This window comes from Pseudomonas sp. PS01298 (assembly GCF_029959745.1).
Taxonomy (GTDB): domain Bacteria; phylum Pseudomonadota; class Gammaproteobacteria; order Pseudomonadales; family Pseudomonadaceae; genus Aquipseudomonas; species Aquipseudomonas aylmerensis.
Genome location: NZ_JASCPP010000089.1, coordinates 1 through 14,411, shown reverse-complemented (window position 1 = coordinate 14,411; position 14,411 = coordinate 1). Strand labels below are relative to the sequence as shown.

Sequence of the window (14,411 nt, the reverse complement as noted above, 5' to 3'; positions counted from 1 at the left end):
TCACGACCAATCGTGGCGGGGTGGCTTGGCGCCGTTGAGCAGCCAGTTGCCCACCACGTGGTATTTCCAGCGCACCGGGTCATGCAGCGTGTGGACCCGCGCGTTGCGCCAGTGACGGTCGAAGTTGTGCTTCTTCAAGGTGGAGCGCGTGCCGCCGAGTTCGAACAGTTTGTTACTGGCTTCGATGGCGATTTCGGTGGTCAGGACCTTGGCGCGGGCCACGGCCAGGGAGGCGTGGGCGACAGAGTCTTCATCCGGTGCCGGGCGAGCGGCATCAAGGGCCCGACCGGCACGTTCGAGCAGCGCCTCAGCGGCTTCCAGGCGAATATCCAGCGCGCCGACCTGGATGATGGTCAGCGGGTCTTCGCTGGCTTTTTCCACCCCGGCGTCGATCCACGGCCGCGCGAATTGCTGCACGAACGCGACCGTGTCACGCAGCGCGGCGCGGGCAATACCGGCGTCGATGGCGGCAGTGGTCAGCTGTGCGAACGGGCCGGCCAAAGTCGGCGAATCGTAGGACTTGTGGGTAGCAAACAGATTGAACGCCGGCACCCGCAGGTCCTGCGCCAGCACCGTGCCGCTGGAAGTGGTGCGCTGGCCCATGCTGTCCCAGTCATCCACCACGACCAGCCCCTCGGTCCCCCGCGGCACAAAGGCCAACTGGGCATTTTGCTGCTCGTCGAGCGCCAGCACCGCCAGCCAATGGGCGTACAGCGAACCGGTGCAATAACCCTTGCGCCCGTTGATCACATAGCCGTCGCCTTCGCGGCGTATCGTCGCCTGGATGTCCTGCACATTCTTGCCGCCGGTTTCCGACAGCGCATTGGCAAACCGATGGCCTTGCAGGGCCAGGCCGAAGAAATGCGCCTGCTGCTCGGGCGTGCCCTGCAGGCGGATATCTTCGAGCAGGCAGTAATGGTTCTGCGGGATCTGCCCCAGGGACGGGTCGGCCGCCGAAATAATCGCGATCACCTGGGCCAGCACCGCGTAGGACACCTGCGCCCCACCGAACTCGCGCGGCACGCTGATGCCCCAGAGGCCGCTGTTGGAATACAGGTCGACGACCTCGGCGGGCACCTGCCGCGTGCGGTCGCGCTCGGCGTCCTGCTCCAGCAACACCGCGGCGACACGGTGGGCGACGGCAATGGCCTGGGCTTCGTCGCGAATCAACTCGGCGTGGGGGCTGTGGATCGGGTAATCGGCAGATACAGGCAGTACAGACATACAACGCTCTCGGGCGAATGGTTTGCCTGAGGCATTGCAGCTTCTGTGCCGTGCCCGCAAACACACGGCCTGGCCCTGTAAAAGCGCCGCGACGGCTCTTATGGCGCAGCAATCTGCCCGTTCACTGTTGCCTGGCGAACACCTCGTCGGCTGCCCGCAGGCCGCGCGATACGTGGCCTATAGTGAAGAGGCCGTGCCTCCATAACCACCACCTGAGGAGAACGATATGAGCGTTAAACCCATTCCCGAGGGCTATCACAGCGTCACGCCTTATATGGGCATCGACAACGCCGCGCAAGCCATCGAGTTCTACAAGAAAGCCTTCGGCGCCACGCAGGTCATGCGTCTGGACATGCCCGACGGCAAAGTCGGGCATGCCGAGCTGCGCATCGGTGATTCGGCGATCATGCTCGGCACACCCTGCGCGGAGATGGCCCTGCGCAATCCCGACGCACACACCAGTGTCGGCTTGCACCTGTATGTGAACGACGTCGACGCGCAATTCAAACAAGCCGTGGCTGCCGGCGCCACGGTGGTGTCGGAGCCGAAGGACCAGTTCTACGGCGACCGCTCCGCGAGCGTGAAGGATCCGTTCGGCCACCTGTGGTTCCTCGCGACGCGCAAGGAGAACCTGACCGAGGAGCAGATCCGCCAGCGTGCCATGGAGATGTTCAAGCAAGCCTGAAATACCTGAGGCCATGGCGATCAAATGTGGGCGCTTGCCTGCGATGCAGACCACTCGTTCTATCCGGCATACCGAGTCGATTTCATTGCGGGCAAGCCAGCTCCTACACACTTCATGAACAACCCCTCCACGCTTTCCCCCTTGCCGCGAACGCCGCGTGATTCCAGGATGCAGGCAATCATCACAAGGAGTCATTCCATGTTCGCCGGATTCCAGAAAGACCAGTGCCACGTCAACGGCGTGGACATCAGCTACCGCAAAGGCGGTACGGGTCCCGGCCTGCTCCTGCTGCACGGGCATCCGCAGACCCATGTCATCTGGCATAAGGTCGCCGAGCAGTTGGCCGAGCACTTCACCGTGGTCGCCGCCGACCTGCGCGGTTATGGCGACAGCAGCAGGCCGCCGGCCAATGACCATCACACTAATTATTCAAAACGCGAAATGGCCCGCGATGGCGTCGAGCTGATGCAGGCCCTGGGCTTTGCGCAGTTTTCGCTGCTGGCCCACGACCGTGGCGCCCGTGTGGCCCATCGCCTGGCCCTGGATCATCCCGAGGCCGTGCAGCGCATGGTGTTGCTGGATATCGCGCCAACCCTGTCGATGTATGCACAAACCGACGAGGCTTTCGCCCGCGCTTACTGGCACTGGTTCTTCCTGATTCGCCCGGCGCCCTTGCCCGAAGCCTTGATCGAGAGCAACCCCGAGCTGTACCTGCGCAGCGTGATGGGCAGTCGCAGTGCCGGGCTCAAGCCGTTCACCGATGAAGCCTTCGCCGACTACCTGCGTTGCTTGAAGTTGCCGGGCAGCGCCACCGGCATTTGCGAGGACTACCGTGCTGCCGCCGGTATCGACCTTGAGCACGACCAGGCGGATATCGACGCCGGCAACCACCTGAACCTGCCCCTGCTCGTCATGTGGGGCGCCGAAGGCACCGTCGGCCGCTGCTTCGAGCCGCTCAAGGAGTGGCAGAAAGTCGCCACCGATGTTCGCGGCAAGGCCCTGCCGGCCGGCCATTACATCGCTGAAGAAGCCCCCGAGTTGTTGCTTGGCGAAGTCCTGGCCTTCCTTCGCTGAGCCGCATCACCCCGTGACCTGACACACCCGCCTCGCAGGCTGCCAACGGCCTGCGACGGGTTCGCTTTGCCCAAAACAACGTCTCGAGATAATAACAATGACAATCAGAAAACTGCTGGGAACCCTGTATATCCAGGTGCTCATCGCGATTGCGCTGGGCGTGTTGATCGGCCACCAATGGCCACAGATCGGTATTGACCTCAAACCCCTGGGCGATGGCTTTATCAAGCTGATCAAAATGATCATCGGCCCGATCATCTTCTGCACGGTGGTCTCCGGTATCACCAGCATGCACGACGTGAAGCAGGTGGGCCGGGTCGGCGGCAAGGCGCTGCTGTACTTCGAAGTGGTGTCCACCATCGCCCTGCTGATCGGCATTCTCGCCGCGCACCTGCTGCACCCGGGCGTCGGTTTCAACATTGATGTGAAGACCCTCGACAGTTCGGCGATTGCCGGCTTTGTCGGCCAGGCCGAGCATGGCGAAGGCATCACCGGGTTCCTGCTGCACGTGATTCCCACGACGTTTTTTGATGCGTTTTCCAAGGGCGAGATCCTGCCGGTGCTGTTCGTCTCCGTGCTGTTTGGCGTCGGGCTGGTGATGGTCGGTGAAAAAGGTCGGCCGCTGGTGGGCGTGATCAACCAGGCCAGCGAGGTGTTCTTCCGCATTGTCGGCATCATCAGCCGCGTCGCGCCGATCGGTGCGTTTGGTGCGATTGCCTTCACCATCGGCAAATACGGCGCGGGCTCGTTGCTGCCGCTGCTGAAACTGGTGGGTACCTTTTATATCACCGCGTTCTTCTTTATCGCCGTGGTGTTGGGCAGCATCGCGCGCTATGCCGGCTTCAGCATTTTCAAGTTGATGGGCTACATCAAGTCGGAACTGCTGATCGTGCTCGGCACCAGCTCGTCGGAGTCGGCGCTGCCGCAACTGATCCAGAAACTTGAAAGCCTCGGCGCATCCAAGGGCGTGGTGGGCATCGTGGTGCCGACCGGCTACACGTTCAACCTGGACGGCACCAACATCTATATGACGCTGGCGGTGCTGTTTCTGGCCCAGGCCACCAATATCCACCTGCCCCTTGAGCAACAACTGACCCTGCTGGCGGTGGCCATGCTCACCTCCAAAGGCGCCGGTGCGGTGGTCGGTGCCGGGTTTGTGGCATTGGCGGCGAGCCTGGCGGTGGTGCCGACTGTGCCGGTGGCGGCGATGGTGCTGATCCTCGGCGTCGACCGGTTCATGGCCGAATGCCGCTCGCTGACCAATATCATCGGCAACGCCGTGGCCGCCCTGGTGGTGGCCGCCTGGGAAGGCGAACTGGATCGCGAGAAGATGGCGCCGATCGCCCTCAAGCGCGGCCGCCATGCGCGCGCTGCCCAGGCGGCACAGGCGAAAATCGCCGCCGAGTAAACCCTGACGGTGGCGAGGGAGCTTGCGCCCGCCGGGCTGCGCGGCGGCCCCGAAAAAGATCGGAGCGCTGCGCACTCCAGCGGCAGCACGCTGCCTCGTCACACCAGTGCTATTCTGGCGGCTCATGCCGCCACGCTTGTTTCTGATGACCCATAAGAAAGATACCGTGCCCCTACCCGAAGACCTGCGGGTGTTCCTGACCGTGATCCGCAAGGCCGGCTTCGCTGCCGCCGCCGATGAGCTGGGGTTGTCGCCGGCGTATGTCAGCAAGCGTATCCAGATTCTGGAAACCACCCTGGCCACCCGCCTGCTGCACCGCACTAGCCGCCGCATCGCCCTCACCGAAGACGGTGAACGGGTGCAGCGCTGGGCCGTGCGTATTCTCGAAGACTTCCAGCAACTGTCCGATGAACTCAGCGATGCCCATGACAGCCCGCGTGGCCGCCTGCACCTGTGCAGCAGTTTCGGCTTTGGCCGCAACCACGTGGCACCGGCCCTGTCGTTGTTGGCAGAGCAGTACCCGGACCTGGAAATCCGCCTGGACCTGTTCGACCGCGTGGTGGACATCGTCAGCGAAGGCTTCGACCTGGAGATCCGCGTAGGCGACGACATCCCCGGCCAGCACATCGGCCGGCGCCTGGTGAGCAATCGCCGGGTGCTGTGCGCCGCGCCCGCGTACCTGCAACGCCGGGGCACGCCGCAACACTTGAGCGACCTGGAGCAGCACGATTGCCTGGTGCTCAAGGAGCGCGACAACGCCTTCGGCATCTGGAACCTCGAGCACGACGGCGCCCAGGAGAGCGTGCGCGTGCGCGGGCCGTTGTCCTCGAACAATGGCGAGATCGTACTGCAATGGGCGCTGGATGGGCGCGGCGTACTGCTGCGCTCGATGTGGGATGTGAAGCCACTGCTGGAGCAGGGCAAGCTGGTGCAGGTGCTGCACGCCTACACCCAGAGTGCCAACGTGTGGGCGGTGTACCCGACGCGGCTAGCGTATTCGGGGAAGTTGCGCGCGTGTGTGGAGTTCTTGCAGGAGCACTTCAAAGGGCTGTCGATCTAAAGCCATCCTGCCGAGCAACGCCGCCCGACGGTATGAGCCGGCTTGCCGGTGATAGCGGTGGGTCAGTTTGCAATATTTGACACTGCAATCGCCGGCAAGCCGGCGCCTACAGTTTGGGGTGGGCCAAGCGAGGGTTTATTGCCTGGGGGATGGCTTCTCTCCCGCCGTGCAAACCCGTTCACCCGTAGGAGCTGGCTTGCCGGCGATTGCGGTTCGGGGAGGTCAGTTGAGCCAGGGATTGGCGGCGAGGTGGCGGCGTTCGAAGGCTTTGATTTCTTCGCTGCGCTGCAGGGTGCTGCCGATTGCATCCAGGCCGAGCAGGAGCGCGGTCTTGCGCAGGGTGTCGATCTGGAACGCAATGACCTGGCCGTCCGCCAGGCGAATCTGCTGTTCTTGCAGATCAACACTGATCTGCGCCTGGTCGGGCTGGCTGACGGTCTGGCCAAGGCGCTGCAGTACCGCCTCTTCCAGGGTGATCAGCAGCACGCCGTTACGCTGGCAGTTGTCGTAGAAAATCCCGGCAAAGCTGCTGCCGATCAGTGCGCGGATGCCCATCTGCTTCAGGCCCCACACCGCGTGCTCACGGCTGGAACCACAGCCGAAGTTCGGCCCCACTACCATAAAACTCGCGCCCTGCCAGGCGGGCTGGTTCAGCACGAAATCGGGGTTGGGCGCGCCATTGGGCAAAAAGCGCAGATCAAAGAACAGCCCACGGTCCAGGCCGCTGCGGTCGATGCCCTTGAGAAACTGCTTGGGCATGATCACGTCGGTGTCGATATTCGCCGCCAGCATCGGCGCGGCCTTGCCGGTGACCAGGGTAAAGGGTTGCAGGCTCATGGGCGGTCTCCAAAGTGGCGGATATCGGTGAGGCGGCCGGTGATCGCGGCCGCGGCGACCATTGCCGGGCTCATCAGGTGGGTACGCGCGCCGGCGCCCTGGCGGCCTTCGAAGTTGCGGTTGGTGCTGGAGGCGCAGCGGTCGCCGGGGGCCAGCACATCGTCGTTCATCGCCAGGCACATCGAGCAGCCCGACTGGCGCCATTCGAAACCGGCGTCGATAAAGATCGCCGCCAGCCCTTCGGCTTCGGCCTGGTCGCGCACTTCGGTGGAACCGGGGACGATCATCGCCCGCACGTGCTCGGCCACCTGCTTGCCGCGCACCACACTGGCGGCGTCACGCAGGTCTTCGATCCGCGCGTTGGTACAGGAACCGATAAAGGCATGGCTGATGACGATCTCGCTCAGCGGCATGCCGGCCTCCAGGCCCATATAGTTGAGGGCGCGGCGCATGTCCTGGCGCAGGATCAGGTCGCTGACATCCTGCGGATCCGGCACCCGGGCGCCGATCGGCGCAGCCTGGTCGGGGCTGGTGCCCCACGTGACCATGGGCTCCAGGGTGCTCGCGTCGAGGTGCACTTCCTGGTCGAACACCGCGTCGGCGTCTGAATGCAGTTGGCGCCAACCCACCAGCGCCTGCTCCCACAACTCACCTGTGGGCGCGCGCGGCTTGCCCTTGAGGTAGGCGAAGACTTTTTCGTCCGGTGCCATGAATGCACCACGAGCACCCGCCTCCACCGCCATATTGCAGATGGTCATGCGCGCCTCGACGCTCAAGGCGTCGATGGTCGAACCTCGAAACTCGATCGCATAGCCGGTCGCACCGGACGCGCCGATCTTGCCAATCAGCGCCATGATCACGTCCTTGGAGGTCAAGCCCTTGGCCAACGCCCCCTCGACGGTGACGCGCAGGCTTTTCAGGCGCTTGTAGACCAGGGTCTGGGAGGCCAGCAGGTGTTCGATTTCCGAGGTGCCGATGCCGAAGCCAAAGGCGCCCAGGGCTCCGTATGTGGTGGTGTGGCTGTCACCGGCGGCGATCACCATGCCCGGCAGGATAAACCCCTGTTCCGGCGCGATCACATGTTCGATGCCCTGGCGCTTGTCGAGGATATCCAGCAGCTCGATGCCGAAATCCCGGCAATTCTCCGCCAGGTAAGACACTTGCCGTGCCCCGCCCGCATCGGGCATCGCCGCGATGCGCTGGGGCGTGGTGGGGTTCACATGGTCGACCACGGCCAGCGCCGTACCCGGACGCCACACGCCACGCCCGGCCTCACGCAGGCCACTGAAAGCCTGCGGGCTGGTGTACTCGTTGATCACCTGGCGGTCGATATACAGCAGCACGTGGCCCTGGTCATCGAGGGCGCACACCGTGTGGGAATCGATGTGTTTGTCGTAGAGAGTTCTGGCAGTCATTGTTCTAAAGGCTCGCTCAACGGTATGGCTCCATCCTACGCAGCCCCCTGCCCTCATCAATGCCACCTCGGTGATGGCTTGGAACATGTTTCGTGTTCGATCGCGTCGTTAATCCGTGTGAATGTGAATCTGAAACATTTACTTGCATGTTCGGATTAGGGTTTTCCCATTCTCATCCGTCTTAACTTAGATACAGCCTGTCGCGTCAGCAAAAGCTACGACTGGCCTTTTTCGGGCCTCCATCGCCCCCCTCCGATCAAGACCCTCATTCACATGTCGAAGAAGTCACGCTCCAAACTCTGGTTTCTCGTTCATAGCTGGCTGGCATTGCCCATCTGGTTCTTCGTACTGATCGTCTGCGTCACCGGCACCCTGGCGGTGGTGAGCCAGGAAATCGTGTGGCTGGCCAACCCGGACATCCGCGCGAGCAAACCGTCGGACGATGCCGAACCGCTGAGCTATGACCAGGTGATCAGCGCCATCAAGCGCGCCGAACCCCAGGTGATCGTGCAGTCGCTCAGCCGTCCGGACGAATCGCACTTTGCCCTGAGTGTCGACCTCAGCTACCCCGACGGCCGTTCGGTAGAGGTCTACGTCAACCCGTACACCGGGGCGATCCAGGGCATCAGCCCGTCGTTCGACTTCCGCCAGTTCACCCGCGCCTTGCACGGCTGGTGGCTGGTGCCGTTCACCAATGGCTACAGCTGGGGCTGGTACCTGGTGTCGCTGCTCGGCTTGCCGCTGCTGGCCTCGCTGGTGACCGGGCTGGTGGTGTACAAGCGCTTCTGGAAGGGTTTTCTCAAGCCGACCCTGCGAATCCGCCACGGCGCGCGGATTTTCTGGGGGGATTTCCACCGCCTGAGCGGTATCTGGTCGATCTGGTTTATCGCGGTGATCTCCATCACCGGCACCTGGTTCCTGATCCAGGCGATCCTGGGGGATAACCAGATTTCGATTTCCAGCGAGCCCATCGTCCCGGTGATCGCACGCGAGAAAGTCCCGACTTCGGCACCTGGCGTGCCGGCACCGATGATTCCCGTGGATGCAGCCATCGAGATCGCCACCCAGCGCATCCCGGGGCTGGAAGCGAGTTTCGTCAGCCTGCCGCTCAACGCCTACAGCCACCTGCAGATCGGTGGCCGGGGCTGGTACCCGCTGATGTACCAGACCGCGCAAATCAACCCGTACGACGGTGAAATCGCCTCGTCGCACCTGCTCTCCGACCGCACCAAACTGGAGTTCGTCACCGAGTCCATGCGCCCGTTGCACACCGGCGACTTCGGCGGTATCTGGATCAAGTTGATTTGGGCGTTCTTCGGCCTGGTGCTGAGCATGATGGTGTTGAGCGGCCTGTTGATCTGGACCAAGCGCACCGCCCTCGCGACCCTCAATGCGCTCAAGCGCGAGGCCAAGGCGCAACGTGCGCCCGCGCCCATCCCGGCCCTGCAGGCTGAAACTTCGGAGGCCAACCCATGAGCAAGGTCGCTACCGCTACACCGCCTTCGCCGCTGCGGGCCTTCTGGCTTAAATGGCGTTTCCATATCAATGTCCTGCTGTTGCTGGTGCCGCTGGGCTTCATGCCCAAGTACTTCGCCGACGCCGCGCTGTTTAGGGGTGACACCGGCATCGGCGAACGCCTGGCCGGTGATGTGCAGGTCGGGCCCTGGAGCCTGAAACTCGCCGAGTTTCGCAACGAAGGCCCGCGCCCGGACCCGGCCGGCCCGATGAAATTCTTCAACGCCGCCCTGTGCGACACCTGCGCCGACCAGGTCAAGGCCACCTACCTGCGCATCGGCAAGCCGCGCAGCCTGCGCGCCGCCGGGGTGATCTTCTTCGGCACCCCGTACCGCATGGGCGCCGCCCTTCCGGTGCCGGAGCGCACGCCGGTCGACGCCGAACTGTGGGTCACCATGGAAGGCTGGGACGGCACGATGCACCAGGGTTCCATCCCGCTGAGCCAGGCCTCGCCTGCCACCATTGCCTGGCTGAACAAGCAAGGAGTTAAACCATGACTTTGACGCGCCTGACCCGCGCCTGCGCCGTGCTAGTGCTCGGTGCCGGTTTCAGTACCGTAGCCCTGGCCCACAACCCGATGTGCGAATGCAAGGAAATCCCCGGCGAGCAGATCGAGTGCAAAGGCGGCTTCTCCGACGGCAGCGGCGCCCCCGGAGTGACGCTGGATGTGATCGGCTATGACGAAACGATCCTGGTGCCCGGCAAGCTGGGCCAGGACTCGACCCTGACCTTCAAGAAACCCTCGGCCGAGTTCTATGTGCTGTTCGATGCGGGTCCCGGTCACGTCGTGGAAATCGACCAAGCGGACATCCAGCCGCAATGAGCACGACACAGGTTGTACGCCCCGCCGGTGCCGGGCACGAGACCCTCTACGTCCTGCTGCTGTGCCTGATCATCCTCGCGGTGGCCGGCACGGTGGTGGCCTTGCACGGCGAATCCCAGGAGGTCGCCGCGGTGCCCAGCCACCAGCTGGACGCGCGCCGTGACCTCAGTGCTGCCGAACAGGGCATCTATGCCGACTTGCGCGTGACCCTGGATGAAATCCAGCTGCTGGCACAAGAGCAAAGCGCCCTGCCCACGCCCGAGCAACTGGCCGAAGAAGGCTTTGCGCCGTTCGCCCAGGACGCCAGCTCGGTCAGCCGTGGCGATCATCGCTGGCAGTTGCTCGCGCCTTCGGCCTACCTGGGGCTGAGCCAGGCACCTGCCACCAGTGGCTCGCTGCTGATGCGCGTGCATGGTGCCGAGCCGGATATCTGGCTCAATCGCAGCACCGACCTGGCCGCCCCCTCCGACCTCTCTGACCAGGCGCTGATCGCAGCCGGCTGGCAGCAAGTGGTCGCGCAATTCGATGCCGGCGTCACCCGCCAGCACCGTCACTGAACGAGAAGACCGATTGCCCATGTCTATTTCATCTCCCCTGTTGCGCGTATTACTGGTTGGCCTGTTCAGCCTGATGCTGGCCCCGCTGGCCAATGCCGAGGCGGCCAAGCGCCTGCGGATCGGCATCACCCTGCACCCTTATTACAGCTACGTGGCGAACATCGTCGGCGACAAGGCCGAGGTCGTGCCGCTGATTCCTGCCGGTTTCAACCCTCACGCCTACGAACCGCGCGCCGAAGACATCAAGCGCATCGGCACCCTGGATGTCATCGTGCTCAACGGCGTCGGCCATGACGACTTCGCCGACCGCATGATCGCCACCAGCGAGCGCCCGGACATCCCGGTGATCGAAGCCAACGCCAACGTGCCATTGCTGGCCGCCACCGGCAATGCCGCGCGCGGTGCAGGCAAGGTGGTCAACCCGCACACCTTCCTGTCGATCAGCGCGTCGATTGCCCAGGTCAACAACATCGCCCGCGAGCTGGGCAAGCTCGACCCTGACAATGCCAAGACCTACACCCAGAACGCTCGCGCCTATGGCAAGCGCCTGCGCCAGATGCGCGCCGATGCCCTGGCCAAGTTGACCAGCGCACCCAACCCCGACCTGCGCGTCGCCACCGTGCACGCGGCATACGACTACCTGCTGCGCGAGTTTGGCCTGGAAGTCACCGCCGTGGTCGAACCGGCCCACGGTATCGAGCCAAGCCCCAGCCAACTGAAGAAAACCATCGATGAGCTGCGAGCCCTGGACGTGAAGGTGATCTTCTCGGAGATGGATTTCCCGTCCACTTACGTCGAGACCATCCAGCGTGAATCCGGGGTCAAGCTGTACCCGCTGTCGCATATTTCCTACGGCGCCTACAGCGCGGAGAAATACGAAGTGGAAATGACCGGCAACCTCAACACCGTGGTCCGGGCGATCCAGGAGTCGGGGGCATGACCGCAGCGCAACGACTGGAGGTGGCCAGCATTGGCCCGACCCTCGACTTCGACAACATCTCATTGACCCTCGGTCGCACCACGATCCTCGACGGCGTGACCTTCCAGGTACAACCGGGCAGCATCCATGCGCTGGTCGGCCCCAACGGCGGCGGCAAAAGCTCGCTGATCAAGACCTTGCTGGGCCAGACGCCGCATCAGGGGCGGTTGAGCCTGCAGTGGCCAAGCACGCCCGGCACCATCGGCTATGTGCCCCAGGCGCTGGAATTCGACCGTGGCTTACCGATGACCGTCGATGACTTCATGGCTGCCATGTGCCAACGGCGCCCGGCGTTTCTCGGGTTGTCCAGGCATTACGCCGGCGCAATAGGCGAGGCACTGGAACGGGTCGGCATGCAGGACAAACGCAAGCGGCGCATGGGCGCATTGTCGGGTGGCGAGCGCCAGCGCGTGCTGTTGGCCCAGGGGTTGATCCCGGCGCCGCAACTGCTGGTGTTGGATGAACCGATGTCGGCACTCGATGAGGCCGGGATCCGGGTGTTCGAACGCTTGCTGAATGACTGGCGCCTCGCCGGCATCACCGTGTTGTGGATCGAGCACGACCTGGAGGCCGTGGGCCGCCTGGCCGACCGCGTCACCGGGTTGAACCGCCGCGTGCTGTTCGACGCCACGCCGAAAGAGGCGCTGACCCCGGACCGCCTGCTGACCCTGTTCTCCACCCACCCTCGGAGCCCGGCGCAATGAGTTATGAAGCGTTTCGCTTGATGGTCCAGGGCTGGGCCTCTTCCGGCTATCTGCCGGAGGCACTGGCCTATGGTTTTGTGGTCAACGCGCTGCTCGCCGGCTTGCTGATCGGCCCGGTGCTGGGCGGGTTGGGCACGCTGGTGGTGGTCAAGCGCTTTGCGTTTTTCTCCGAAGCGGTCGGCCATGCCGCGCTGACCGGCGTGGCCGTGGGCATTCTGCTCGGCGAACCCTACACCGGGCCGTATGGCAGCCTGTTCGGCTACTGCCTGTTGTTCGGCATCCTGCTCAATTACCTGCGCAACCGCACCGGCCTGGCGCCAGACACCTTGATCGGCGTGTTCCTGTCGGTGTCGCTGGCCTTGGGCGCGAGCCTGCTGCTGATCCTGGCAGGCAAGATCAACGTGCATATCCTTGAAAACGTGCTGTTCGGCTCGGTGCTGACCGTCAACGGCAATGACCTGCTGGTGCTGGCGATTGTCGGCGCACTGGTGATGGCCCTGGCGTTGCCGCTGTACAACCGCATCATGCTTGCCAGCTTCAACCCGCAACTGGCAGCGGTGCGCGGCGTGGCCGTGAAGACCCTGGATTACCTGTTCGTGATCCTGGTTACGCTGATCACCGTGGCGGCCGTCAAGGTCATCGGCGCGATCCTGGTCGGCGCGCTGCTGGTAATCCCGGCGGCGGCGGCACGTCTGCTCAGCCAGTCGCTCAAGGGTTTTTTCTGGGTCTCGGTGGTAATCGCCACCGTCAGCACCCTGTGCGGCATCCTGCTGCCGATCATCTTCGACCTGCCTGTTCCGTCCGGCGCCGCGATCATTCTGGTGGCCGGTATCGCCTTCGCCATTGCCGCCATTGCGCGTGGCACGGTGCCTAGCCTCAAAGGGAATCTTGGATAATGCGCCCTGTCTTTCGCCCACTGGCCCTGGCCATCGCTTGCTTGCTCAGCACCTCGGCGCTGGCCGCCGTTGACGGTTTCCAACCCCGGGACTTCGTCGCCAACAATGGCCTCGGCCATGCTGCACTGAGCAAGGCAAAATCGGTCAAGACCGTCAAAGTGCTCGCCTCGTTGCCCATCACCTACGGGCTGGCCGAAGTGCTGCTCAAGGGCACCGATGTGCAGTTGGAGCGCGCAGCTCCCGCCAACCTGCCCGGGTCGCGCCAGGTGTCCTATTTCACCGGCCGTGGCGCGCCGGCCCTGGGCAAGTTGGCGGTGGACGCCGATGCAGCCATCGGCCTGCGCTCGCTGTGGGCGGATGACCCGCTCTACCCAGTGGCGCGCCGCAGCAACATCCGCATCGTCGAAATCGACGCGGCACGCCCGGTGGATGGCGGCTTGCCGGGGATCGCCGTGCAGCCGGGCAGTGCCGACGGGCTGAACAGCCAGCCGTGGCAATCGAGCAACAACATGGGGCGCATGGCCGATGTAATGGCCGCCGACCTGAGCCGCCTGGCGCCCCACGCCAAGCCGACCATCGACGCCAACCTTGCCGCCCTCAAGCAGCGCCTGCTCAAACTCAGCGCCGATAGCGAAGCGCGGCTGGCCAAGGCGGACAACCTCAGCGTGGTCAGCTTGAGCGATCACTTCGCTTATCTGATCAGCAGCCTGAACCTGGAAGTGCTCAGCACCGACGCCCGCCCCGACGCCGACTGGACACCCGAGGCCTTGCAAACATTCAGCGCCGCGCTGAAGGACAACGACGTGGCCGTGGTGCTGCACCATCGTCAGCCAAGCGAAGCGGTAAAAGCCGCCGTTACGGCAGGCGGTGCGCAACTGTTGGTGCTGAACGTCGACGGCGCAGAGCCGGTGACCGAACTGGAAACCAATGTGGATCAGCTGATCAAGACACTCACGCCCTGACATCTGAAGATCAGCCCTCTGTGGTGAGCAGGCCTCTGTAGTGAGCAGGCTTATGGGTGAATAGGCTTAGGTGGTGAACAGAACTCTGTGGCGAGCAGGCCACTGTGGTGAATAGGCTTATGGGTGAACAGGCTTAGGTGGTGAACAAAACTCTGTGGCGAGCAGGCTTGCCCTGCGTTGGGCTGCGTAGCAGCCCCCTACTAAGGCCGCCGTAACCTGCCAGAAAAAACCCCATACAGATTTTGGGTCTGCTGCGCAGCCCAACGCAGGGC

15 protein-coding genes are annotated in these 14,411 nt (G+C 63.7%); 12 read left to right on the top strand and 3 right to left on the bottom strand.

Annotation, left to right across the window (positions count from 1 at the left end; genetic code table 11):
- Positions 1 to 1,224 (bottom strand): SfnB family sulfur acquisition oxidoreductase, encoded by a 1,224-nt coding sequence (locus tag QMX97_RS24275; protein ID WP_106804638.1) that lies wholly within the window; start codon positions 1,222 to 1,224, stop codon positions 1 to 3.
- Between the two features lie 226 nt (positions 1,225 to 1,450).
- Between QMX97_RS24275 and QMX97_RS24270 the strand changes: the two genes are divergently transcribed.
- The 4 genes from QMX97_RS24270 (at position 1,451) to QMX97_RS24255 (ending at position 5,451) form a co-directional block, all read left to right on the top strand.
- Positions 1,451 to 1,909: a VOC family protein gene (locus QMX97_RS24270; RefSeq protein ID WP_201143874.1), complete on the top strand. Its 459-nt coding sequence runs from the start codon at positions 1,451 to 1,453 to the stop codon at positions 1,907 to 1,909.
- 198 nt (positions 1,910 to 2,107) lie between these two features.
- Positions 2,108 to 2,983, top strand: coding sequence for an alpha/beta hydrolase (locus QMX97_RS24265; protein ID WP_065901300.1), 876 nt, complete (start codon positions 2,108 to 2,110; stop codon positions 2,981 to 2,983).
- Between the two features lie 97 nt (positions 2,984 to 3,080).
- Entirely contained in the window at positions 3,081 to 4,391 is a 1,311-nt protein-coding gene (locus QMX97_RS24260; protein ID WP_282397750.1) for a dicarboxylate/amino acid:cation symporter, read from the top strand.
- Between the two features lie 145 nt (positions 4,392 to 4,536).
- A complete protein-coding gene (locus QMX97_RS24255; RefSeq protein WP_205571659.1) occupies positions 4,537 to 5,451 on the top strand; it encodes a LysR substrate-binding domain-containing protein in 915 nt (304 codons plus the stop codon).
- A gap of 222 nt (positions 5,452 to 5,673) precedes the next feature.
- Here QMX97_RS24255 and leuD read toward each other — a convergent pair whose 3' ends face one another.
- A complete protein-coding gene (leuD, locus tag QMX97_RS24250) occupies positions 5,674 to 6,288 on the bottom strand; it encodes a 3-isopropylmalate dehydratase small subunit (protein ID WP_201143872.1) in 615 nt (204 codons plus the stop codon).
- Entirely contained in the window at positions 6,285 to 7,703 is a 1,419-nt protein-coding gene (gene leuC / locus QMX97_RS24245) for a 3-isopropylmalate dehydratase large subunit (RefSeq protein WP_106804643.1), read from the bottom strand. The genes leuD and leuC overlap by 4 nt, the downstream gene beginning before the upstream one ends.
- 273 nt (positions 7,704 to 7,976) lie before the next feature.
- Here leuC and QMX97_RS24240 point away from each other — a divergent pair, with 273 nt between their 5' ends.
- From QMX97_RS24240 to QMX97_RS24205, 8 genes are read left to right on the top strand one after another with little or no spacing between them, the layout of a single operon-like run.
- Positions 7,977 to 9,179 carry a PepSY domain-containing protein gene (locus QMX97_RS24240; RefSeq protein ID WP_106804644.1) on the top strand — a complete coding sequence of 401 codons (1,203 nt, stop codon included), beginning with the start codon at positions 7,977 to 7,979 and terminating at the stop codon, positions 9,177 to 9,179.
- Positions 9,176 to 9,715, top strand: a complete 540-nt coding sequence (locus QMX97_RS24235; protein WP_065901318.1) for a thiamine pyrophosphate-binding protein — start codon at positions 9,176 to 9,178, stop codon at positions 9,713 to 9,715. The genes QMX97_RS24240 and QMX97_RS24235 overlap by 4 nt, the downstream gene beginning before the upstream one ends.
- Positions 9,712 to 10,041: a hypothetical protein gene (locus QMX97_RS24230; protein WP_213551810.1), complete on the top strand. Its 330-nt coding sequence runs from the start codon at positions 9,712 to 9,714 to the stop codon at positions 10,039 to 10,041. The genes QMX97_RS24235 and QMX97_RS24230 overlap by 4 nt, the downstream gene beginning before the upstream one ends.
- Positions 10,038 to 10,598 carry a DUF6162 family protein gene (locus tag QMX97_RS24225; RefSeq protein WP_282397749.1) on the top strand — a complete coding sequence of 187 codons (561 nt, stop codon included), beginning with the start codon at positions 10,038 to 10,040 and terminating at the stop codon, positions 10,596 to 10,598. Before QMX97_RS24230 ends, QMX97_RS24225 begins: the two co-directional genes overlap by 4 nt.
- A 19-nt stretch (positions 10,599 to 10,617) precedes the next feature.
- Positions 10,618 to 11,538 (top strand): metal ABC transporter substrate-binding protein, encoded by a 921-nt coding sequence (locus QMX97_RS24220; RefSeq protein ID WP_065901323.1) that lies wholly within the window; start codon positions 10,618 to 10,620, stop codon positions 11,536 to 11,538.
- Complete coding sequence (locus tag QMX97_RS24215) at positions 11,535 to 12,281, top strand: metal ABC transporter ATP-binding protein (protein WP_282397748.1); 747 nt, start codon at positions 11,535 to 11,537, stop codon at positions 12,279 to 12,281. The genes QMX97_RS24220 and QMX97_RS24215 overlap by 4 nt, the downstream gene beginning before the upstream one ends.
- Positions 12,278 to 13,177 carry a metal ABC transporter permease gene (locus tag QMX97_RS24210; protein WP_106804649.1) on the top strand — a complete coding sequence of 300 codons (900 nt, stop codon included), beginning with the start codon at positions 12,278 to 12,280 and terminating at the stop codon, positions 13,175 to 13,177. Before QMX97_RS24215 ends, QMX97_RS24210 begins: the two co-directional genes overlap by 4 nt.
- Entirely contained in the window at positions 13,177 to 14,139 is a 963-nt protein-coding gene (locus QMX97_RS24205; protein WP_282397747.1) for a zinc ABC transporter substrate-binding protein, read from the top strand. Before QMX97_RS24210 ends, QMX97_RS24205 begins: the two co-directional genes overlap by 1 nt.
- Positions 14,140 to 14,411: the final 272 nt, after the last annotated feature.

Bases quoted from the DNA above. Each gene is read 5' to 3' on its own strand.
- QMX97_RS24275 (WP_106804638.1), bottom strand. From the start codon at position 1,224: ATGTCTGTACTGCCTGTATCTGCCGATTACCCGATCCACAGCCCCCAC.
- QMX97_RS24270 (WP_201143874.1), top strand. From the start codon at position 1,451: ATGAGCGTTAAACCCATTCCCGAGGGCTATCACAGCGTCACGCCTTAT.
- QMX97_RS24265 (WP_065901300.1), top strand. From the start codon at position 2,108: ATGTTCGCCGGATTCCAGAAAGACCAGTGCCACGTCAACGGCGTGGAC.
- QMX97_RS24260 (WP_282397750.1), top strand. From the start codon at position 3,081: ATGACAATCAGAAAACTGCTGGGAACCCTGTATATCCAGGTGCTCATC.
- QMX97_RS24255 (WP_205571659.1), top strand. From the start codon at position 4,537: ATGACCCATAAGAAAGATACCGTGCCCCTACCCGAAGACCTGCGGGTG.
- leuD (WP_201143872.1), bottom strand. From the start codon at position 6,288: ATGAGCCTGCAACCCTTTACCCTGGTCACCGGCAAGGCCGCGCCGATG.
- leuC (WP_106804643.1), bottom strand. From the start codon at position 7,703: ATGACTGCCAGAACTCTCTACGACAAACACATCGATTCCCACACGGTG.
- QMX97_RS24240 (WP_106804644.1), top strand. From the start codon at position 7,977: ATGTCGAAGAAGTCACGCTCCAAACTCTGGTTTCTCGTTCATAGCTGG.
- QMX97_RS24235 (WP_065901318.1), top strand. From the start codon at position 9,176: ATGAGCAAGGTCGCTACCGCTACACCGCCTTCGCCGCTGCGGGCCTTC.
- QMX97_RS24230 (WP_213551810.1), top strand. From the start codon at position 9,712: ATGACTTTGACGCGCCTGACCCGCGCCTGCGCCGTGCTAGTGCTCGGT.
- QMX97_RS24225 (WP_282397749.1), top strand. From the start codon at position 10,038: ATGAGCACGACACAGGTTGTACGCCCCGCCGGTGCCGGGCACGAGACC.
- QMX97_RS24220 (WP_065901323.1), top strand. From the start codon at position 10,618: ATGTCTATTTCATCTCCCCTGTTGCGCGTATTACTGGTTGGCCTGTTC.
- QMX97_RS24215 (WP_282397748.1), top strand. From the start codon at position 11,535: ATGACCGCAGCGCAACGACTGGAGGTGGCCAGCATTGGCCCGACCCTC.
- QMX97_RS24210 (WP_106804649.1), top strand. From the start codon at position 12,278: ATGAGTTATGAAGCGTTTCGCTTGATGGTCCAGGGCTGGGCCTCTTCC.
- QMX97_RS24205 (WP_282397747.1), top strand. From the start codon at position 13,177: ATGCGCCCTGTCTTTCGCCCACTGGCCCTGGCCATCGCTTGCTTGCTC.